This is a genomic window from Cupriavidus sp. 8B, from assembly GCF_054589115.1.
In genome coordinates this window covers 1-20,118 of record NZ_BAAILO010000275.1, presented here as the reverse complement: position 1 = coordinate 20,118, position 20,118 = coordinate 1, and the positions used below count along the sequence as shown (strand labels likewise).

Sequence of the window (20,118 nt, the reverse complement as noted above, 5' to 3'; positions counted from 1 at the left end):
TCACTGACCGCGTCATGTCCCTGTCTTCGTTCCCCGCCTTGCGCAGCCGCTTCGTCCGCGCTCTTCTCCTGGCGCTGACGCTGGGCCTGCTAGCGGGCGCGTCGCACGCGGAGCGGCTGAAGAACCTGGCCAACTTCCAGGGCGTGCGCGACAACCCGCTGGTGGGCTATGGCCTCGTGGTGGGGCTGGACAACACCGGCGACCAGACCATGCAGACGCCGTTCACCACGCAGAGCCTGACCAACATGCTCTCGCAGCTCGGCATCACCCTGCCGGCCGGCAAGAACATGCAGCTCAAGAACGTGGCGGCGGTGATGGTCACCGCCACGCTGCCGCCGTTCGCACGGCCCGGCAGCCAGCTCGACGTGGTGGTGTCGTCGATGGGCAATGCCAAAAGCCTGCGTGGCGGCACCTTGCTGATGACGCCCCTCAAGGGCGCCGACGGCCAGGTCTACGCGATCGCGCAGGGCAACATGCTGGTGGGCGGCGCGGGCGCGTCGGCCAACGGCAGCAAGGTGCAGGTCAACCAGCTCGCGGTGGGCCGCATCGCCAATGGCGGCATCGTTGAGCGCGCGGTGCCGGCGTTCCAGCCCGAAGGCGGCATCCTGAACCTGGAGCTGCGCGAAACCGATTACGGCACGGCCGAGCGCGTTGTCGAAGCGATCAATCGCGCGATGGGCGGCGGCGTGGCCAGCGCGCTGGACGGCCGGGTGGTGCAGGTGCGCACGCCTGCGGCCCCGAGCGCGCGGGTGGCCTTCATGGCCCGCATCGAGAACATCGAAGTCACGCGCGCCAAGGCTGCCGCCAAGGTCATCCTCAATGCGCGTACCGGCTCGATCGTGATGAACCAGGCCGTGACGGTGGACGACTGCGCGGTGGCGCACGGCAATCTGTCGGTGGTGATCAACACCCAGCCGGTGATCAGCCAGCCGGCGCCGTTCAGCGGCGGCCAAACCGTGGTGGCGCCGGTCTCGCAGATCAATATGAAGCAAGAAGGCGGCGCGCTGCAGATTGTCAAGGCCGGCGCCTCGCTGGCCGCGGTGGTCAAGGGCCTGAACGCGCTGGGCGCGACACCGGCCGACCTACAGACCATTCTTGAAGCCATGCGTGCCGCTGGCGCGCTGCGCGCCGACCTCGAGATCATCTGATCATGTCCGCCAGCCGCGTGGCCGCGCAGGCCGAACTCTCGCAACGCTTCGCCCTGGATACGCAGGGCTTCGAAGGCCTCAAGCAAAGTGCCCGTACCGGGGCCACCCCGGAGACGCTGCGCACCGCCGCGCGCCAATTCGAGGCGGTGTTCACGCAAATGGTGCTCAAGAGCATGCGCGACGCCACGCCGCAGGATGGCCTGTTCGACAACGAGCAGACCAAGCTGTACATGTCGATGATGGACCAGCAGCTGTCCCAGCAGATGTCCTCGCGCGGCATCGGCCTGGCCGATGTGATGGTGCGCCAGCTCGCGCGCGCCAGCGGCGCGGGCCTGCCGCCCGAGCTCGCCGGCGCGGCCGCCAAGCAGGCCGCCGTGCAGGCGGGCATGGACGACGCCGCCCCAGGCCTGGCGCGCACGCTGGACATGCGCAACGGTGACGCGGACACGCCGCGTGCAGGCAGCGTGGTGGCTGGCACCAGCTGGAACCCGACCGCGGGCCTGCGCCAGTACCAGTCGCAGGACACCGGTGCCTGGCAGGGCGGCAATGCCGTGTTGCCGGAAGACACGCCGGCCCACATCAGCGCCTTCGTCTCGCGCATGGCGGGGCCCGCGCAATCCGCGGCGCGCGCCACCGGCGTGCCGGCCAAGCTGATCCTGGGCCAGGCCGCGCTCGAATCCGGCTGGGGCCGGCGCGAGATTGCCTACCCGGACGGCAGCACCACCTTCAATGTCTTCGGCATCAAGGCGGGCGCCAACTGGAAGGGCCAGGTCGCGGAAATCACCACCACCGAATATGTCGACGGCCAGCCGCAAAAGGTGCGCGCGCGCTTTCGCGCCTACGGCTCGTACGACGAAGCCTTTGCCGACTACGGCCGCTTGCTGAGCAACAACCCGCGCTACGCCGAGGTGCTGGCCGCGGCCACGCCGGACGACGCGGCCCGGGGCCTGCAGCGGGCCGGTTACGCCACGGATCCGGCTTACGGCGAAAAGCTGGTCCGGATCATGCGGAAAGTGCCCGTCTGAGCGCATGCTGCGCCCCGGCCGGGCGCGCGCAGGCCGGACGTAAATTGTCGGCGCCGCGCTCTAAAGTCTCCTTGTACTTCTGCCGTTACTTACATCATTCACCGCCGTCGAGTCCGGCAGCGGCGAACCGGCATCGAAGGCTCCGCGAGAAGCGGCCACGGTGCACGGATCGCCCGGTCAGGCACACGGCAGCCACCAGATGCGGGGTTAGAGCATGTCTCTCTTCAATATCGGACTTTCCGGCCTGAACACGGCGCAGAACGCGTTGACGACGGTTGGCCACAATATCAGCAATGCCACCACGGCAGGCTATACGCGGCAGAACACCATCATTGCGTCCGCAGGTGGCCAGTACACCAGCAGCGGCTTCTACGGCCAGGGCTCCAACACGACCTCGGTGGTCCGCGTTTATGACGAGTTCCTGACCGGCCAGCTGCGCAACGCCCAGTCCGCCAGCGCCCAGCTCTCGACGTACTCCAACCAGATCAGCCAGATCGACAACCTGCTGGCCGACCAGAAGGGTGGCATCGCGCCGCTGATGCAGAAGTTCTTCGCCGCCGTGCAAGGGGTATCGGACACGCCGGCGGATCCGGCCGCGCGCCAGAACATGATCAATGCCGGGCAATCGCTCACCGGGCAGATGCGTGCCGCCAATTCCTACTTCCAGCAATTGCGTGACGGCGTCAATACCCAGGTGCAAAGCTCGGTCACGCAGATCAACGCCTACTCCCAGCAGCTTGCCAAGCTCAACGACCAGATCACGCGGGCTACGGCTGCCGGCGGCGGCCAGCCGCCCAACGACCTGCTCGACCAGCGCGACCAGCTGGTCTCGCAGCTGACCCAGCTGGTAGGCGTCAAGGTGGTGCCGCAGGACAATACCTATAACGTGTTCGTCGGCAACGGCCAGCCCCTGGTGATGGGCTCGAACTCCTATGACCTGAAAGCGGTGCAATCGTCGGCCGATCCGTCGCGTACCACGATCGCGTACACGCAAGCCAACGGCAACGTGACCGAGATGGACGAAAGCACCCTCACGGGCGGCTCCGTCGGCGGCTTGCTCAAGTTCCGCACCGAGTCGCTGGATCCCGCGCAGAATGCCATCGGACGGCTGTCTGTGACGCTGGCCCAGACCTTCAACGACCAGCACAAGCTCGGCGTGGACCTGACCGGCCAGATCGGCGGCAACCTGTTCAAGCTCGGCACGCCCGTCACGCTGCCCAAGAGCTCGAATACCGGCGCCTCGCTGGTATCGGCCAGCATCAGCAATACGTCGCAACTGACCACCAGCGACTACACGCTGACCTACGACGGCACCAACTACTCGCTCACGCGCATGTCGGACAACAAGGTCGTGGCCACCCAGGCGGGTGCTACCGCCACCTATCCGCTGACGCTGTCGGCGGACGGCGTGGACGTCAAGATCCCGACGGCGATGTCGGCCAATGATTCCTACCAGATCCAGCCGACCCGCAATGTGGCGGCGGGCATGGACATGGCCATTACCGATCCCGCCAAGATTGCAGCCGCGGGCCCGCTGCGCGTCAGCGCAGGCACCACCAACACCGGTACCGGCACGGTCAAGGTCACCAATGTGGCGCAAGGCTTCGGCCTGCCCGCCACTGCGATCACGGCCAAGTACAACGGCGCCAACTACGTCTTCACCGATGCGACCGGTGCCGCGGTTGTGCCCACCAGCGGCCCCACCCCCAATGGCACGGCGACGGAATACTCGTTCAACGGCGTCACGGTCAGCTTCGACGGCACGCCCAAGACCGGCGACACTTTCACGCTGGCGCCCAACCTGAGCGGCGTGTCCGACAATGGCAACGCGCTGACGCTGGCCAAGCTGCAGACCTCCAAGACCATCGGCGGCGTATCGAGCTACAACGACGCCTTCGCGCAACTGGTCAACGACGTCGGCAGCCGCGCCAAGTCCGTGCAGATCGCGTCGACTTCGCAGGACAGCGTCACTACCCAGGTGCAGACGTCGCAGCAAAGCGTCTCGGGCGTGAACATGGATGAGGAAACCGTCTCGATGCTGCGCTTCCAGCAGCTCTACCAGGCGAACGCCAAGGTCATCCAGACCGCCACCACGCTGTTCGATACCATCATCGGTATCGGCCGCTGATCGCTTCTGAAGACCCGGATCTCCTAAAGGAACAGACATGCGCGTTGCAAGCTCCACGCTCTACCAACTCGGCCTGGCTTCGATGAACAGCCAGCAAGGCTCGTTGCTGCACGTGCAGCAACAGCTCGGCACCGGCCGCCGTATCCTGACCCCGTCGGACGACCCGGTGGGCGCCACCCGGGCGCTCGTGGTCTCGCAGTCCAGCGCGGTCAATGACCAGTACGCCACGTCCCGCAAGCAGGCCAACACCAACCTGTCGATGGAACTGAGCTCGCTCAACAGCGTGGTCACCACCGTCCAGAACATCCAGACGCTGGTGGTGCAAGCCGGCAACGGCACCATGAGCGATGCCGACCGCGCCTCGGTCGCCTCCTCGCTGCAGGACTCATACAACCAGCTGCTCGGCCTGGCCAACGCCGACGACGGCAACGGCCAGTTCCTGTTCGCGGGCTATCAGTCCTCCACGCCGCCGTTCTCCAAGAACGGCAGCGGCGCGGTGGTCTACGGCGGCGATACCGGCCAGCAACTGCTGCAGGTCGACGTTGCCCGCCAGATGCCCACCAACGACAACGGCAACGCGATCTTCATGAGCGTGCAGTCCACCGCTACCTACGTCGCCTCCTCGCCCAGCACCAATACGGGCACCGGCGTGTTCAGCGCGATCTCGGTGACGGATCCCACCAACGCGCTGTACGGCCACAGCCTCTCGCTCAATTTCGCCACCAACGCTGGCACCGGCAAGATGCAGTACCAGGTGATGGACCAGAGCGCCGCGCCGCCGGCCGCAGTCGGTGCCCCGGTGGACTATGTGGACGGCGCCGGCATCTCGGTCGGCGGGCTCTCGCTGTCGATCAAGGGCACGCCCAAGGATGGCGATACCGTCAACCTGCAACCGGCCAAGCAGGCGGGCACCGACATTTTCGCCAACCTGCAGAGCGTCATCAACGCCTTGAAGCAGCCGATCGTCACCGACAGCGACCGCGCCACGCTGGCCAACGCGCTGTCCACGGCAAACCGCCAGATGGCCAACTCGCTGGACAACGTCAGCACGGTGCAGACCTCGGTCGGCTCGCGCATGAACGAGCTCGATGCGCTCGACACCATCGGCACCAACCGCGGGCTGAACTACACCCAGACGCTGTCCGGCCTGCAGGACCTGGATTACTACTCGGCCATGACCGAGTACTACCAGCGCCAGACTTCGCTGCAGGCGGCGCAGCAGTCGTTCATGCAGATCCAGGGGATGAATTTGTTCAAGTACCTGGGGTAGGCGGTTGGGCACCTCGGTGCCCATTTGCGTCTAGTCAATAGAGTTGAGCAAAACGGTACGGCTAAAGTCGAGCAAGTCACTGTCTAGACTACCCGGAAACCCTTGCTGCACAAGGATTTGCTCGACTTTATTGACAGACTCGTTCCTGGATCCGTTGATTGCCCTTTGAGCATCCGTGAGCGACAAATTTTGTCGGTAGAGTAAGGCCGAGTGCTCCGGGTAAGCTCTCATTTTTCGCCCCATTTCGCTCTATCACGGACTTCGCACAACCTAGCAGCTACGTGCTCGATTCTGTCGAAGATAGGTCGACTCTCCGCCGGACCTACAAATCCGATGCCTTTGGCTCTCTTTGCCGCACTGCCGGGAGGCCAAAAGACGAACGCCATCCCTGGCTTCCACTTCGGATGGTGCCGTAGGCTTTCGTTCAGCACGTCAAGGTACTCGACACGAGTAAGAACCTCCTTGGTCATTAGTTCCTCCGCAGCGCTTCGTCGGGTGGAGCCCTGAGATAAATATAGAACAGGCGAGCAGTCATTTCAGCCGTGGGCGGCGACGCCGCCCTAGCATTTAAGGTGCGTCACAATCCACCGAGACGAGCTGAGCATCAATTCCGCAAAGTCTGAATGTTCAGCATCAGCGACAGCACCGATTGGTTCGCCTGTTCAAGTTGTCGGATATCCGTCTGGTACCCATACAGCCGGTGCAGCCCCAGCGCAATCGCGCACGACCGCGAATACCCACCTTCGCAGTGCACCACCACGGTCACCACTCCACTTGGGAGCCCCTCAGCGAATCCCCGTATCTCGTCCGCATGTTCCGGCCGGAACGCATCTGCGAGCTTCTCCTTCGCTCTTGCCGAAAGCTCAGGGTTCATGAAGTCGACGTCCGCGAAGCTTAGCCGTAGGACTTGCGTGAACCCATCCAGACTAGCCAGCGGCCTCCCAGGCGCAGTGACCGAGATGACAGCCACGGACTCCAGTCGCGGCAAGTTCTCAGCGACACTCCGTGACACCGCCAATACCTGACGCGCTCCGTCCCGCGGCGGCTTGTAGAGCTTGTCGATGGCTTCCTTCAACTGAAGCGGCACTTCCCACCCTTCCTGGTTGCCCGCTCAGCCCTGCAGTAGCGCACCGAGGCGCCCGATGAGCCAGTCCAACTCCTCCTCGGAGCACCAGCCTTCGTGTGACACGGAAATCCGCACCCTGCGAAGTGTCTTTTCCCTCGAGTGCTCTGGACGCTTGGCCTCGTCCTTCTTAGCAACAGGAAGGAGCTGTTGCGCCAGGTCTTCGCAAATGTCCCAGCGCTCAAATCGCTCTTCTTCGCTCTGGCCAGCGACATAACGCCCGTCTATCTCCCGAACGCATATCTTGGGCTGAGCGCCCGTTACGACGGCCGGAATCTTGATTCGCGGGAAGTCCGCGGGTACGTCACTGAGATTCATGCTTGGTCCTCGACCTAGGCTTGCTGGCGCGTTGGCGGGGCTCGGCAGTCCTAGTCAGCATCAGGGGGTTGATGGTGGGAACAGGCCCAATCGTGGCGAACCACTCCTGTCGGCCGAGTGCCCGAACAACGCAGATGAAGGTGTGCAGCGTCGAACCGTCTCCCAGTTCGAGATTCCGCAAGGCGCGGACGCTCACGCCGGCACGCTTGGCCAGAACGGCCTGCTCCAGGTTGCGATTGATGCGGAGCCGCCGGAGGCTGCCGCCAATCTCGCATTCGAGCTCTTCAAGCGTGTATGAACGAGAGGGGTCTATCCCAGCCAAGCTGCCACCTCTCGCGACGAAAACCTGGTCGAAACAACCGGCGTAAATCTGCCGCTCGACGGTGGCTTCGGCATACAAGCGGCAAACTCTTGCCGCTTGTGCCGTGCTGATAACCTGGCTCGTATCGGCATGATGGGCGCGCTATTCCGGTTTGATGGTCAGCTGGTGTTTGGCTATTGCCCTGAGTGCTGCTTCGGCATAAGTCCTTCCTTTGGCGGTGATGCCTTTCAGAACACAAAGTACATCATTGCCGCTGGCCATGAAGCTAGCGCCTTGCCCCTGAGCGGATTCGAGCACAGCCATCTTGCTCGCGGAGTCAAAAGTGACCATGTGGACATAGGCATCGTTCATTGAGTAGACGCGCAACTTCTGCGCGGCGGGGTCATAGGCAGCGAACGCCTGCGTTGGGTCGCCCGTCAGTTCGAGCCCGTCTCCGATGCAAATCTGATACATCAGCTCGAGCTCGTTCATCTCGTCGATGCCTCTGCCGGCCGTGGCTGGATTGATGGAAGAAGGCTTGTTTGGCTTATCGCCTAGCAATGCAGTCAATCCCTTGCCTAGGTGTTTCATTGAGGAATCCCGAGGTCCCTACAGACCGTTGTGAGCCGCATCGTTCACCTCGCCGAATGCCACGAGCAGTCCGGAAGTGCGGTCTCGCTGTTTTGAAATATGCGATTTTGTACTATGCGAATTTAACACTATTCGACTTTTGGCTGCAAGCTAGCGTATCCGTCACTCGCCGCGCCGGCAATGAAAACTTCAATCCCTGAGGAGGAGTACGCCATTCTGCTCAAAGCACTTCGTATCGAAAGAGAGCTGAGAGAGATAACGCAGGTTGAGCTCGCCTCAAGACTTGGAGTCGAGCAGACGTTTGTTAGCAAGTGCGAACGGGGAGGGCGTCGGCTTGACGTGCTCGAATTCCGAAAATGGTGCCTGGCACTCGGCACGACAGGAAGCGAGTTCATGGAAAGGGTCGAAGTCCAACTCGCCACCTTCGAGGCCGCCATGGCAGCGACCCTTGCGGCACAGAAAAAGATTGCCCGCAAGTCGAAGCCACGCAAAAATCAAAGCCCTTAGTGGGGGAGGGCCGTAGGCCTGCGCTGCCCTCCATTCATCGCAAAGAGTTCTGCTGGACAGGCCCAGGTTGGCTATCGCAATTTCTCTCGTGTGGAGAGCGGTCAATGCAGGGGCGTGCGTGCGCGAGAGTTCCACGTTGACCGCGTTTCCAAGGTGGTTCCGCTGAGCCTTCGCGCACGCGAATCATGACGGCCCAGTGACACGCAACATTCGTGCTTCCTAGCTGCAGACCGTACAGTCCTCGTTTTTGCTGCGTGTCCGAGACGCGCAGCGGTCCGCACAGCCAGCGCGTCCGCCCTGGTTGCCCAATCGCCAGACTCGCGTGCATCAAGGTGTCTTGCCTCAGTTCGAGGGGACACTTCGCCGCTCCCCGAGGTCCGTCCCCGGTCGCCGCCGGCTTCCGACTGCATCGCACCGGGGGCAGTTCCAGCTACGGTCGAGCCTATACTTGGCATGCACCCACTATCGACCGCGTATCTCGACGCCCACGACCTGGCGGCCATCCTCAAGGTCAGTCCCGCCACCATTCTCCGGCGCGCCAAAAGACAGCCGCACACTTTGCCGGCGCCTGCGCATCTCGGCCCGAACTTTCCGCTTCGCTGGCGCCGGGCCGACGTCGCCTCGTGGTTGGCTGAAGGCGCCTCCTCGCCAGGCTGTAGTTCCCATCTCGATGACGCGTTAGCCCTGTGCGATTAACGCACAAATTCTTGTCTCCGCGAGCATTTCGGAAACAGCCTGCTCTGCCTTCCTCTTTTCGGCTCCGACTCCTGCTCGCACCCGTTGAAAACCTCAGAACTCATCCTTCCGCCCAAATCATCCCCCTGTTTTGGAGATATACGTTCTTGCAGCTAGTTCGATGCTGCGCAGGTGTGCCGATCGGCCCGCTTGCAACCTGCAATGTAGGAAACAACAGAAATGTACGTTTATGAGCTGTGCAAGGGTCTGAAGCTCCTGGAAGAGGGCGTCAGCGAGCTTGGCTGGTGGATAGACCCGAAGACCGGGCACAGGCTGGCGAACGCGACGTATATCGACGCGGCACCTCGCCTGCACGGGTCGGATGGATTGAAGGGTTCATCCATCTACACGTACGAGTTCCGGCACGAATACTCGATGGAACTCAAGTGGGACTGGCACGGCGTCTTGGCGAAGCTGGTCGGCTTCGACCGAGAAAATTCGGACGCATATCCCGCTGACGGTCCCTTCATCGAGTTGCTTCACTACGACTACTCGGTGGAGACGTTCGGACCTAGCGCAGCCAGGAAGATTGTCGCCGACTTCGATGCTTGGAATGACCGGGCATCGAAGGTTATGGAAAGGGTGGACTGGCCGCCGATGCTTATCGGCGACAACATCTTCAACGACGACGCGTTCTACTTGACGTATTGGTGGCTGCGCTCGTGTTTCGCGAACGCGACTACGAATGGGATAGTGAGGTCCTACTGTCAGCTTTATAGCTCGTGACAGAGACACGCTGTTTCGTTTTTGAATTGACGCATTTGGAGTAACTACTCATGGTAACTAGCTTTTTTGTCGCGTTGACCGATGTCAAGAAGCGCGAAGCACATCGACATCCTAAGCAGTTTGACCTGTGTGCAGTCACCAATGAACCACTGAAGAACGTGGTTTTGGCCGTGGCACCGCGTTCGTACCCTGAACTGGCCGAAGGGTTGGAAATCGGTGCCGTGTACGAACACGAAGAAGGAAAGGAACATGACTGCAGCGTCGAAGGGAAATACCACAATCTTATTTTCTTCGACTGGTGCAGAATCCTCACAATCATCATTGCGAAGAATGCGAAGTTCATCAAGCAATGTTCCCTAGATGAGTGGATTGCGCAAGTCGCCGGCGCCCTGGAGGACAAAGAGAAGTATCCCGACACAGGCGGGCGAGGTCCATTTTGGGAGCTGGTTCGCTATGGACTCAGAGGCGTGACATTCGGGCCGGCCGTTTGCGCGAAGCTCGTCCGCGATTTCGACGAATGGGAGCAGGTTGCCAAAGCACACGGCCACGAAGAATTCTATTGGCTGTACCGGCGTCTGCGTGAGTGCTTTGCCTATCCGAACGGAAGTGGACTCGTCTACGGTTATAAACCAGATTGGTTCCAAGGCAGCGAGTCGGACGACCAACCACTGCTTGGAATCGACCCGGCCTGAGCAGGTCACGAGGTAGACCGAAAACTCGCGCGAGCACTGCATTTTGCGGTGCTCGCTTTTCATTGCGCTTCCGCAAGACATGGGCGCAGCCATCTTTCTTCTTCCATCGACAGACGGCTTGGACGCTCGGGCCGCGGATTGGAGAGAGCCAGTCACCAAGCCTCTGGCAGAACACTGTGGCTCTAGCCAAGAGGTTACAGGGGGACACTGACACCCGGCGAGATGGCTTCCCAGGCGTTGTCGCAGTGCCGTTGCTCTCGGATAAGACGCCATCCTGGCCCAGTCGCGTAGAGTGGACGCTGAAGTCTGCGATGACGCCAGCTAACTGGGAGGTGGTTTGACTAGCGCTGGTACCGCCGGGACCGCGTATCCTGACGCCTGCGACCTCGCCGCTCTTCTGCGGGTCAGCACAGCCACAATCCTCCGCCGCTTCAAAAGCAGTCCGCATACCCTGCCGCCACCTGTGCATCTCGGTTCCAAATTCCCACTCCGCTGGCGTCACACGGACGTCGTCTCCTGGTTAGCGGAGAATGAGTGCCGCGCCTTGACGGCAGGCACACGCCCACGAGCAACCGCCCGATCCATGGCCACATGACTGTGCTGCGCTGCGGTACGTTCTCCTAGTCTGAGGCTTGCGCCGACGCGCCGAATAGGCTTGCGTGGACGCGGCGGATCGTTGTCAGCGCGCGGGCGCTACAAATGAGCGGGGCAGCAGGCGGTAAGGTAGCGGTCCGCGTCGGATGTTGACGGCACCTTTGCAGACAGGAGGCGAAATGGGTCCCTGCATGGAATGCGGAACGTGGTGCGATGCGGTAATGTACGAGCTTTCAGCATGTTTCGAGAAGCTCAGCTTCCCTGCGGACACCTATCCGGTAGCGGATGTCGGTGACTACCTCTGGATCGAGGAGTTCTGCTCTTACGATTGTCGCGCCACAGCGCTTCGTTCGGTGCTCGCCAAATACGACATTCCGGTGCGATATCCCGGGTCGGGTCCCATTGAGACTTGTGCCCGTTGCGGGGCGCCGGTCGACATGACCGCATGGCACCTCGCTGTGTACCAGGTGGACATGCTGATTGAGTGCGAAGATGTGCTGCGACCGACGAATGCTACGCTCCTTGCTGTGCTATGCCGACGGTGTTGCCACATGCAAACCGGAGCCGAAGTCGTATCCGCTTTCGCTTCTACCGAAGCCGTTGCGCAGGATGGCAAGCTCGCTTGAATAGATTCGTGTGCTCTTTCGCAAAGGCAAGACCGGTAAAGAGCTGCGCTACATGGGCCGTACTTTGAGTGACAACCGCCACAGGCTGGTAGTCAGCGCCTTGAGGGGCCCCGCTGATGAACAAGCCGAGCGCGAGGTTGCCAAGGTCATGCTCACGACTGGTCTCGCCTCAAGGGCCTACTAGCATCCTCTTGGTAAGAGGGTTCCCTCCATTGCGTGCCAGTCTGGTTGCGGTGTCGCGCGGTATCACTGGTTTTGAAACTTCTCAAAACGAATGAAACCTCTTGATACCTCGGACCTGGTTCCGTCTTATTCACCCGGCCGGAGTGCGTTGAGATACCTGCTATCCCTATACACGGTATGCAGCTGCCACCCATCACCTACCTCGACGCCCACGACCCTGCCGTCATCCTCAAGGTCACTCCCTCCACAATCCTCTTCCGCTCCCGGAGCCAGCCGCGCACTTTGCCGCCGACCGCTCATCTGGGCCCGCGCTTTTCAATGTGCTGGTGCGTGGTCGACGTCGATGCATGGCTCGCAGAGCGAGCGTCTCCCCCGGTGGGCCCTGAGCCCTCCCAGTGGCTATCAATGGGACTCTCGATTCATCGTGCTGGAAATACCGGAATGCAAGCAGCTGTATGACAAGTTGTAGGGGAACTTGGTCACTGCGGCAGCGGATGAAACCAGGCAGGCGGTGGATGCACTCGAAGGGTGATTATGCCGCATGAAGCACACCCTCGCGCAACTCGTCACACAATGTGGCGTTTGCTGCTCGTTAGCAAGATTTCGAACTGCCGATAGTGCTATGCGAGGCGTTGTAAATGAAAAACACCCGTCACACGAAAGTTTTTTTGGTAATATTCCGCTCATTGGAAACGGCATAGGATTGTCGGAATGATCGGTGTGTCTGAGTTGAGCCGGGAAAAGCTGGAAAAATTAATCGTGGAACAGATTCCGCGTGATCTCGTGATGGCGCTCGAAGATGCGTATCGCAGCGGCGATGAGCGGGGCCGCATGAGCGCCTCGGAATTTGCTGCGGGGCACCGCCCGTCGGCAGCTGGCTCTGGGAAGCATTTCCACATTAACGAAGCATTCCATGAAGCCCTGCAAGCTCACGGTGCAGAGCCGACGCCGCTCCGGGGCACGCAGATTGTCGTCGGTCGCGTGGGTATCTTTCACATCGCGCGATTGAATGTCCCGGGACACAAGTGGGTGAGCCTGCGGCGTAGTGCAATGCGTGAGCGTTTGGCGGAGTTCAATCGCAGCATCCAGCATCATTACGTCCAACGCAGTCTTCTCGATGAGGACATGCCTCCGCCCGTTGGTGGCACCATTTTCGTCCTCGGGGTGATGGACGGTCAGGACGCCAACGGCGTAGCTCAGTTGACCCAAGTCATGATCGCCCTCCCTGCTCCGGATATGAAGTCGTGGCTCTACAAGAAGTCGGTTGCTGAACTGCTCGACGTGTACGACCGTCCTGAAACTGTTGTCCAAGCTGACAACGTGAAGCCACGACTGAAGCCGCAGCCCAAGATTCAAACCGGCAATGACCACAGGAATTAAAGACCTACAACCCGTTCGCCTTGAACAAGCACTTGCCGCCCGCGGTCTGACCAAAGGCCAGTTGGCGACTCTTGTTGGGGTGGCGGCGTCAACCGTTACTAAATGGTGCAAGGGGGACCAAGCGCCGGAAGTCAATACGTTTGAGCGCTTGGCATTAGTCCTTAACGTTCAGCCAGAATGGCTTACCCGCGCAGCGTTGAAGCCAGTGTCAGCGCCGCTCTACCGGAGCAACGCGTCAGCGCTGAAGGCTGGCCGCGCCAAGCTCCACGCTCGAACTGAGTGGCTTCAGGAGATTGCTGTTCTTCTGGGCGACTACGTGGACTATCCGGAACTCAAGTTGCCTGAACGCGAATTCCGGGACCCAGAGCAAATCGGCAATGCTGATATTGAAGCGGCGGCGGAAGAGTGTCGCAATCTCTGGCAACTTGGTCGCGGGCCCATCCAGAACCTTGCGCTGGCTGCGGAGGGCGCCGGAATCATTGTTGCTCGGGAAGAGACTGAGATTTCCGCAATCGAAGGGCTGTCTAGCTGGAGCCCCCATCTCGAGCGACCGGTCGTGCTGCTTTCAGCGGACAAGGGGAACGCATTTCGTGGCCGATTCGATTTGGCACACGAAATAGGGCATCTGATTTTGCACAAGCATATGACTAGGGCAGATGACCGGGATCGGTACAACCAAATGGAGAGCCAGGCGCACCGATTTGCTGGTGCGTTGTTGCTTCCAGCCGAAACGTTTGCACGCGAGGTCCGTGTGCCACGAAACCTGGACAACTTGCTTATTCTTAAGCAGCGTTGGGGTGTTTCGGTGGCGGCGATGATGATGCGGCTACATGCACTTGGATTGCTTAGCGACGAGGAGAAGCTGTCGCTGTTTAAGCGCCGTTCAGCTCGTTGGGGGGCCAAGGCGGAACCAGGTGATGATAAGTGGGCAGTCGAAGCGCCACGGTTGCTGCGACGTACCGTGGAGCTTCTGATAAGCGAGCGCATTCTCCCTGCAGAGGGCATCCCGCGCCACCTCGGATTTTCTTCACTCGACGTGGAGAGGCTTTGCGGACTGCGAGCCAACTACTTTGATGCGCCTGGTGAAGTGGTTGAATTGGCAACATTGCGCTCTACGAACGTCACGAGAAGCCCTGCTCCAAGGGAAAACGGTGGTTCGGCAGGTGTCGTGTCGCTCGCGGCTTTTAACAAGAGGCGGAACGGGTAGGCAAGTCGGTTACCGGCGGCATGGTGCGAGTGGCTTACAAGCGCCGTGTCGCTGCCTCTAGAATCGACTTGCCACCTGATCGTCGCCCTTAAGGTACTGGCTGGCGAAGCGCCGAGGATGGTCAGAAGTGGCTGCGCTGGTGACTCCACGCCGTCGCTTTCAGCTTTGGCTTTCGTCGTCTCGCGAAAGGAAGCGGCCACGGCTCAACGCTAGATGATCCTCATCATCGCGTCGTAGTGATTTTTGTCGTTCGTCTGAATGAGACCGAGCAAGTCAGCGAGGACTGCCGGTGCCTCGGATAGTACCGAAAGGTCATGGTCGGGCTCAACTTGCTCCATGTGCGAGTGAGTATGGAGAAACCTTACAATCCGCGCCTTTGCTGCAGCGTCGCCGTCAAGCGCCTCGAGTTGGTGCGCCAGATTTCCGGCACGGCCAGGCACTCGGAAGGACAGGAACGATTCCAAGAGCCGTCGCGCAATATTAGGTAGCCCGTACACTTCTGCGAGGCTCTTCGGTGCGGCAGCTTTGGCGCCATCATTGATGCATCGGAAGAGATAGTGGTACTCCGACTCATACTCGTGCAACAGAGGATCCAGCGTCCGAAGGGTCGCGCTCCGCTGCCCGTCTTCAACCGTTGGCGCAAGCATGTAGAAGTGCGTCGTCTTGGATTTGGACGGGTCGTAAGGATTGCTGCGCAGATTGCCTGCGTAGTTGAACCAATTCTTCACTTGCCTGAAGAAGCCGAAATTGTGAGTCAGGATGAAGAGTTGTTTGGCGTCCTTGGTACGCGTCTTCATGTACCCGAAGGCGCAGTACAGGGAATTCGCATCTAGGCTCGACACCGGGTCGTCGATGACCACTATGCCGTTTTGCAGGTCGAATGCCGCATCGCTCAATGTCTTCAGAAAGTACATGAAGGCAATAGCAGTGCGTTCTCCATCGCTGAGATGCATCGCAGGCTGAGGGCCACGCATGATGGTGTAGCCCGTGTCCTTCGCCTCAAAGTGAAGTTCGTCTCTACCCAGGTAGGCTGCCATCTCACGATTGAGCTCCTCGGCGGGCTTGAGATGCTGTCGAATATCGCGCTGCAGCCCCTCGACCTGGCCAGCAATTGGTCCAAGCTTTTCACGCGCCTCCTCCAGTGCGGAGGTCGAGTTGGCGACGGCTTCCGAACGCGAGCGCCACTCCTTCAGGGCCTTCACGCCTTCATCGAGTTCTAAGGCGTCCCGAGCCGATGCGGCGGCGGCATCGAAATTGTCGGTGTAGGCATTGTGCGCCTGGACCAGCTTTAGCAACCGTTGAACAGCTGAGAATCCTGAAAATGCACCGATTGCCGAGACACCGTTGAAGATGAATTCGAAGAATTTGGCGAACCCGGAGTCAGTCTGGAAGTCAATCCGCGGAATGTAGTGCGTAAGCTCCAGTGACCGGAAGGGTTCCTTCAGCTTTTCTTCGAGGGCTCGTTGAAGGCCCTTCAAGTACGTCTCAACGTACAAGGTCTGGCTCTTCAATTGCCCCATGGCAGCGTCGAACTCGGAATGGAGATGGGGGTAGAGTGCGGATCTTTCAGGGATTGTCTTTGCTAGCGACTCGCTACGCAGTGAACCAACCGTGTCGAGAAGCTTCTGCAGTCGTTCCTGATGGGCCTTGAAATTGTCGTTGAAGTGCGCTGCAAGCGCTTCTAGCCGAAGGACCGACAGCGGCTGGTCACAGAATTGGCAGAGCGTTTCCGTCTCGTCATGTAGATGCATGCCCTTCTCGACCCAGTCGGCGAGGGCTGGCGAGTGGACGAGCTTTTCGATGGAACTCGATACAACCGTGACCTGAAGTTCCGCACTGACGGCGATCGTGAGCTCGTGGAGTTGGATGTTCTCCGATGTCGGCTGGGGCAGCTTGGGCATCGCCTTGCCCTGAATTGCTTCCTCCAGCCGTTTGCGCTCCGCTTCTTCCAGCGGTGCTGTTGCAACAGCGGCAATCGCTAGCCGGCGCATTAGCTCCTTAAACTTGGGCGCTTCGTAGTTGTTATAGCGAGCATCGCCGAGAAGCAGATTGCGGATACTCCGCGCTTGGCTAGTACAGAAGGTATTGAACTCCGTTGTGGCTACCTCTAGCCCTTTCTCAGTCGACGTAATCTGCTTTTGGAGGTCGTCCCGAAGTTGCAATAGCTCCGCGATCTGCTTTTGCTTGTTAGAACTGTCTTCTCCCAGATAGAAGACGGGAGGCAGCTCGTGGCCAGGCACTTCGAAGACATTTCGATCGACAAAATCTCGGTTGAAAACTCGGATTGGAGGGGCTGTCGCTGAGTCAAAGTCAGTACCCTTCAGTACTCCACCCTCCAACAGCAACTCCACCGCGTTTGCATCAGGCGCTTCCCGTCGCTGCAGGAAGCGAAATAGGGTAGACAGGGATGTCTTACCCGCGCCATTCCAGCCGTAGATTAGGTTGTAGCGTCCGAAGTCAGGGAGTCCGTCCCACTTGAAATTTCTGAAAATTCGGTAACCCTGGAGCTTTGTAATCTGTTTGATTGTCACTTTATCCTGCCTTTCTTCGTGGGTTGAGCCGGCCCGACGGGTGGCTACAGGACTATGGAGGCTGCAGCATTCTACGCTGGGAGTTCTGCGACTTCCTTGTGAAGGAACTCTTGAGCGTTATGTGCTGCTTTTGAAGATGGGCCCGATGCTGGTAAGCTAGGGCATGCCATTCTCGTCGGCCAATCAAAAAGGAGAACACCGCATGGCGACCTACAAGCAGCTGTTGGCTCAGAAGGAAGCACTTGAAGCGCAGCTTGTCGAAGTGCGAGCAACCGAAGTGTCCGGCGTCATTGAGCAGATCCGCACACTGATGGAGCAATACGGTCTGTCCGTGGAGGATATTCAGGGCAAACGCCGCCGGGGCCGACCTGCTGGGAGCGGAGCAGCGAGGGCAGCCAAGGAGCCGTTGCCTCCGAAGTATCGCGACCCGAAGTCAGGCAAGACATGGTCGGGCCGGGGTAGGGCGCCGACTTGGCTGGGCAAGAATCCGAGTCGATTCCTGATTGCTGAGGAGTAGCCGCAAAGTTTGCCCCCTATCTTCGCGAGGCAGGGGGGCGTGGCCATCCGCATGTGTAAGGCTATTTAGCATCGAACCACACATGGCCATCGTTGCCGCGTGAGGCGATCACGCGCCCACAATGGGATGTCAGTTGCGAGCGGGGTCGAATGATTCGAGGAACTCGTCTGCATCCTTGCGAACTCCGAGTAGATTGAACCGTGCGAGTGTTATGTCGTCTACATCGACAAGGGCCGGCGATACATAGACGCTTCCATCGTTCCGATTGCGATCTTCCATCAACTCGGCCATGTTGCCGTCTCGCAATGAGTGGCCGACCACGGCAACTCGACTCGAAGTCATTAGCGCGCGGAGGGTCTGGAAGACCGGTCTGCTTTCAATAGCTCGAAGATCGGCTGTCGTGAGGCATAGCGACTTCGGGTCCGAGATGCTCCCGTTCATCTTATAGATTCGAAGTCGACCGGTCTCCAACGCCTTTGTGAGCTTATGGACGGACACGTTTCTCAGGGAGCACGTTCGAACACGGGATGCCAGAATTCCCTCGGCGTCCGCGTCCACAGTTACGAAGCACCCGCTAGAGGGCGAACGCACCGGTACTCAGAGCTCACAATGGGTGCTCGTTGCCGGCGCAGGCCTCTCCATAATTGCTGGCTACCCGACTGCATATGTCCTGACTACCGTCTTGGCACGCAGCTTATGGCCGACGATGACGGATACATCAGCTCTCTCCCGACACACCTTTAGTGAAGTTGCGCCTTACCAGCGGGCTGCGCAACGGAAGGCTCCTCGGCTACGCCCAAGCAGGGCGGAAAATCCGTCGGGAGAAGCCACTTCGCCAAGAAGGTGCCTAGCGCGTCGAGCAGCACGTCGGAACTCAGCCCTTGCGCGCCGCCAAGGCGGGGACTCAGTACCAGCGCGGTCTGATCATGCTCGAAGACCTGCAAGCGCCGCACCGAATCGGCCGGCTGCAGGAGCACATCGGCTCCCTCCACGTCCTCGAAGCCGAACGCACGCAGATAGTCGCGCGCGTGGCGTTCACCGCCGAGACACAGTACCACGCGGGGCCGGTGCTGGCGGCGCAGCGACGAGATGAAGCGGAAGCGCCCGCCGAGGCGACACAGACGTAAATACTCTGACTTGACACCCAACACCTGCAGCTCGCGGAATACCTTGCTCCAGGGCAAAGTGTGATCTGTTCTCTCAGGCAGTGGGAAGAGATTCAGCTTGAATTCCCATCCATTCGGCACATAGAGATAGCGGTCAAAGTACTCCTGTGCATTGATCGGAATGCGCCCCGGGGGCAGGGCGGCTGACCGCGCTGCAGCCAACATCCGTGCGATGCGGTAATGCGTCTGCCAGCGCGGCAATAGGTGTGCATGGCGCGAACGGAACTCCCTATCCCAGGCCCCGGGTATCGGCTGCCCCCGCAACGCTACCGATAGCGGTACGCAGCTAGACAGTGGGGCGACGTCGCACACCCAGATGGCGGCGGCCGGGTTGCCGCCATCCATCCCCGCAAACGACGTAAAGGCAAGGTCCAACTCCGCACGACTAAGTGCGGAGAGTCGAGGTTGCTGCATCCGATTCAAATCCTCATGGATCGCGCGCGAGGCAAGCTGACGATCGCCATCTGGCTAATGTTCAAAGCCAAAAGAATAAGAGCGCCGGCCCCCGCCTTGTCTGAGCAAATCTGAGCAAACTGGCGGCTCGCACCATGCGGCCTTGGTGTCAGACCCCGGCACTAGCCGTCGATCACGATCTTCTGGTAAACCCGGTAGCCCTCGCCCCGCACCGTCGACACGGGCAACTGTAGGCCGCCCACCTGCTCGACCTTGCGGCGCAGGCGGCGCATCTGGGTATCCAGTCGGCGTTGGTCGTAATGGAGGTAATCCTCTCCAAGCGCCCGCACGATGGCCTTGCGCGTCACGCATTCATCGCCACTGGCGAGGGCATACAGGACCGTGAAATCCTGCGCAGACAGTGGAATGGGCGGGAACCCCGGCGGGGTCAGCGTAGGAGGCTTGGCCGACAGCCGCCAATGTGCTTCCACTGACGAGCCATCGGACAGCAACCGCTCCTCTGCCAGCGCGAGGGCCTGCTCAGAAATATCGCGGGCCACCGCCACCCGCTGGTTCTTGCACTCGGACAAGCGTGCCGACCACATGATGTGCGCGATACTGCCGTCCTTGCGTACATAACGATTCTCAAAATGACGCTGCAGATAGCCAGCCTCGATCCGCTCGACGGCCTGCAGCGTTCTCGCCCGATCCTCGGGATGGACGAAGTCAATCATCGGCGTGCCCAGCATCTCCTCCGGCTGGTAGCCAAAGATGCTTTCGCAAGCGCCCGTGACGGACAGAAAACGGCCCTGGCGGTCGACGACGCAGATCGCGTCGAGCAGCAGGTCCATGACGTGCTTGGGCCCCGATGGTCGGTCAAACTCCCCCACCTGTGGTCACCTCAAACTCCCCCACCTGAAGGGGCGCTGGAAGTGATGTAGGCGCCCGGCAGGACGT

18 protein-coding genes and 1 pseudogene are annotated in these 20,118 nt (G+C 60.4%); 11 read left to right on the top strand and 8 right to left on the bottom strand.

The genetic code is table 11. The features are described from left to right. The first annotated feature begins 14 nt into the window (after positions 1-14). The 4 genes from ACYP5B_RS27355 (at position 15) to flgL (ending at position 5,571) form a co-directional block, all read left to right on the top strand. On the top strand, positions 15-1,148 hold the full coding sequence (locus ACYP5B_RS27355) for a flagellar basal body P-ring protein FlgI (protein WP_459571798.1): 1,134 nt from the start codon (positions 15-17) through the stop codon (positions 1,146-1,148). Positions 1,149-1,150: 2 nt separating this feature from the next. Continuing rightward, positions 1,151-2,173 carry a flagellar assembly peptidoglycan hydrolase FlgJ gene (gene flgJ / locus ACYP5B_RS27350; RefSeq protein ID WP_400100732.1) on the top strand — a complete coding sequence of 341 codons (1,023 nt, stop codon included), beginning with the start codon at positions 1,151-1,153 and terminating at the stop codon, positions 2,171-2,173. 214 nt (positions 2,174-2,387) lie between these two features. Next, positions 2,388-4,301: a flagellar hook-associated protein FlgK gene (flgK, locus tag ACYP5B_RS27345; protein WP_459571797.1), complete on the top strand. Its 1,914-nt coding sequence runs from the start codon at positions 2,388-2,390 to the stop codon at positions 4,299-4,301. A 37-nt stretch (positions 4,302-4,338) separates the two neighbouring features. Further along, on the top strand, positions 4,339-5,571 hold the full coding sequence (flgL, locus tag ACYP5B_RS27340; RefSeq protein ID WP_459571796.1) for a flagellar hook-associated protein FlgL: 1,233 nt from the start codon (positions 4,339-4,341) through the stop codon (positions 5,569-5,571). A gap of 604 nt (positions 5,572-6,175) precedes the next feature. Here the strand turns inward: flgL and ACYP5B_RS27335 are convergent. The 4 genes from ACYP5B_RS27335 to ACYP5B_RS27320 all read right to left on the bottom strand — a co-directional run bounded on the left by ACYP5B_RS27335 (position 6,176) and on the right by ACYP5B_RS27320 (position 7,904). Beyond that, positions 6,176-6,646, bottom strand: coding sequence for a hypothetical protein (locus ACYP5B_RS27335; RefSeq protein ID WP_459571795.1), 471 nt, complete (start codon positions 6,644-6,646; stop codon positions 6,176-6,178). Between the two features lie 36 nt (positions 6,647-6,682). Beyond that, on the bottom strand, positions 6,683-7,012 hold the full coding sequence (locus ACYP5B_RS27330; RefSeq protein ID WP_459571794.1) for a hypothetical protein: 330 nt from the start codon (positions 7,010-7,012) through the stop codon (positions 6,683-6,685). Continuing rightward, positions 6,999-7,412 carry a helix-turn-helix domain-containing protein gene (locus tag ACYP5B_RS27325; RefSeq protein WP_459571793.1) on the bottom strand — a complete coding sequence of 138 codons (414 nt, stop codon included), beginning with the start codon at positions 7,410-7,412 and terminating at the stop codon, positions 6,999-7,001. The genes ACYP5B_RS27330 and ACYP5B_RS27325 overlap by 14 nt, the downstream gene beginning before the upstream one ends. A gap of 63 nt (positions 7,413-7,475) precedes the next feature. After that, positions 7,476-7,904, bottom strand: coding sequence for a hypothetical protein (locus ACYP5B_RS27320; protein ID WP_459571792.1), 429 nt, complete (start codon positions 7,902-7,904; stop codon positions 7,476-7,478). 180 nt (positions 7,905-8,084) lie between these two features. On the opposite strand from ACYP5B_RS27320, the gene ACYP5B_RS27315 reads away from it, so the two are divergent. The 6 genes and pseudogenes from ACYP5B_RS27315 (at position 8,085) to ACYP5B_RS27290 (ending at position 14,554) form a co-directional block, all read left to right on the top strand. After that, positions 8,085-8,411: a helix-turn-helix domain-containing protein gene (locus ACYP5B_RS27315; RefSeq protein WP_459571791.1), complete on the top strand. Its 327-nt coding sequence runs from the start codon at positions 8,085-8,087 to the stop codon at positions 8,409-8,411. 915 nt (positions 8,412-9,326) lie between these two features. Continuing rightward, positions 9,327-9,872, top strand: a complete 546-nt coding sequence (locus tag ACYP5B_RS27310) for a hypothetical protein (RefSeq protein ID WP_459571790.1) — start codon at positions 9,327-9,329, stop codon at positions 9,870-9,872. Between the two features lie 50 nt (positions 9,873-9,922). Then, positions 9,923-10,564, top strand: a complete 642-nt coding sequence (locus tag ACYP5B_RS27305; RefSeq protein WP_459571788.1) for a hypothetical protein — start codon at positions 9,923-9,925, stop codon at positions 10,562-10,564. Between the two features lie 1,233 nt (positions 10,565-11,797). Beyond that, a pseudogene (locus tag ACYP5B_RS27300) lies at positions 11,798-11,938 on the top strand (IS5/IS1182 family transposase); the annotation flags it as partial. A gap of 740 nt (positions 11,939-12,678) precedes the next feature. Continuing rightward, positions 12,679-13,347: a hypothetical protein gene (locus ACYP5B_RS27295; protein ID WP_459571787.1), complete on the top strand. Its 669-nt coding sequence runs from the start codon at positions 12,679-12,681 to the stop codon at positions 13,345-13,347. Then, positions 13,331-14,554, top strand: coding sequence for an ImmA/IrrE family metallo-endopeptidase (locus tag ACYP5B_RS27290; protein ID WP_459571786.1), 1,224 nt, complete (start codon positions 13,331-13,333; stop codon positions 14,552-14,554). Before ACYP5B_RS27295 ends, ACYP5B_RS27290 begins: the two co-directional genes overlap by 17 nt. Before the next feature lie 209 nt (positions 14,555-14,763). Here the strand turns inward: ACYP5B_RS27290 and ACYP5B_RS27285 are convergent, their stop codons facing one another. Then, complete coding sequence (locus ACYP5B_RS27285; RefSeq protein WP_459571785.1) at positions 14,764-17,085, bottom strand: ATP-binding protein; 2,322 nt, start codon at positions 17,083-17,085, stop codon at positions 14,764-14,766. A 202-nt stretch (positions 17,086-17,287) separates the two neighbouring features. On the opposite strand from ACYP5B_RS27285, the gene ACYP5B_RS27280 reads away from it, so the two are divergent. Beyond that, positions 17,288-17,602 (top strand): H-NS histone family protein, encoded by a 315-nt coding sequence (locus ACYP5B_RS27280; RefSeq protein WP_459571784.1) that lies wholly within the window; start codon positions 17,288-17,290, stop codon positions 17,600-17,602. 129 nt (positions 17,603-17,731) lie between these two features. Here ACYP5B_RS27280 and ACYP5B_RS27275 read toward each other — a convergent pair whose 3' ends face one another. From ACYP5B_RS27275 to ACYP5B_RS27265, 3 genes are all read right to left on the bottom strand, one after another. Further along, positions 17,732-18,100 (bottom strand): SIR2 family protein, encoded by a 369-nt coding sequence (locus ACYP5B_RS27275; RefSeq protein ID WP_459571783.1) that lies wholly within the window; start codon positions 18,098-18,100, stop codon positions 17,732-17,734. 242 nt (positions 18,101-18,342) lie between these two features. After that, positions 18,343-19,182 carry a transcriptional regulator gene (locus tag ACYP5B_RS27270; protein ID WP_459571782.1) on the bottom strand — a complete coding sequence of 280 codons (840 nt, stop codon included), beginning with the start codon at positions 19,180-19,182 and terminating at the stop codon, positions 18,343-18,345. Positions 19,183-19,343: 161 nt separating this feature from the next. Further along, positions 19,344-20,012 (bottom strand): PAS domain S-box protein, encoded by a 669-nt coding sequence (locus ACYP5B_RS27265; RefSeq protein ID WP_459571781.1) that lies wholly within the window; start codon positions 20,010-20,012, stop codon positions 19,344-19,346. Between the last annotated feature and the right edge of the window lie 106 nt (positions 20,013-20,118).

Coding starts and splice junctions, on each gene's coding strand:
- ACYP5B_RS27355 (WP_459571798.1), top strand. CDS start 15: ATGTCCCTGTCTTCGTTCCCCGCCTTGCGCAGCCGCTTCGTCCGCGCT.
- flgJ (WP_400100732.1), top strand. CDS start 1,151: ATGTCCGCCAGCCGCGTGGCCGCGCAGGCCGAACTCTCGCAACGCTTC.
- flgK (WP_459571797.1), top strand. CDS start 2,388: ATGTCTCTCTTCAATATCGGACTTTCCGGCCTGAACACGGCGCAGAAC.
- flgL (WP_459571796.1), top strand. CDS start 4,339: ATGCGCGTTGCAAGCTCCACGCTCTACCAACTCGGCCTGGCTTCGATG.
- ACYP5B_RS27330 (WP_459571794.1), bottom strand. CDS start 7,012: ATGAATCTCAGTGACGTACCCGCGGACTTCCCGCGAATCAAGATTCCG.
- ACYP5B_RS27320 (WP_459571792.1), bottom strand. CDS start 7,904: ATGAAACACCTAGGCAAGGGATTGACTGCATTGCTAGGCGATAAGCCA.
- ACYP5B_RS27315 (WP_459571791.1), top strand. CDS start 8,085: ATGAAAACTTCAATCCCTGAGGAGGAGTACGCCATTCTGCTCAAAGCA.
- ACYP5B_RS27310 (WP_459571790.1), top strand. CDS start 9,327: ATGTACGTTTATGAGCTGTGCAAGGGTCTGAAGCTCCTGGAAGAGGGC.
- ACYP5B_RS27305 (WP_459571788.1), top strand. CDS start 9,923: ATGGTAACTAGCTTTTTTGTCGCGTTGACCGATGTCAAGAAGCGCGAA.
- ACYP5B_RS27295 (WP_459571787.1), top strand. CDS start 12,679: ATGATCGGTGTGTCTGAGTTGAGCCGGGAAAAGCTGGAAAAATTAATC.
- ACYP5B_RS27290 (WP_459571786.1), top strand. CDS start 13,331: ATGACCACAGGAATTAAAGACCTACAACCCGTTCGCCTTGAACAAGCA.
- ACYP5B_RS27280 (WP_459571784.1), top strand. CDS start 17,288: ATGGCGACCTACAAGCAGCTGTTGGCTCAGAAGGAAGCACTTGAAGCG.
- ACYP5B_RS27270 (WP_459571782.1), bottom strand. CDS start 19,182: ATGCAGCAACCTCGACTCTCCGCACTTAGTCGTGCGGAGTTGGACCTT.
- ACYP5B_RS27265 (WP_459571781.1), bottom strand. CDS start 20,012: ATGGACCTGCTGCTCGACGCGATCTGCGTCGTCGACCGCCAGGGCCGT.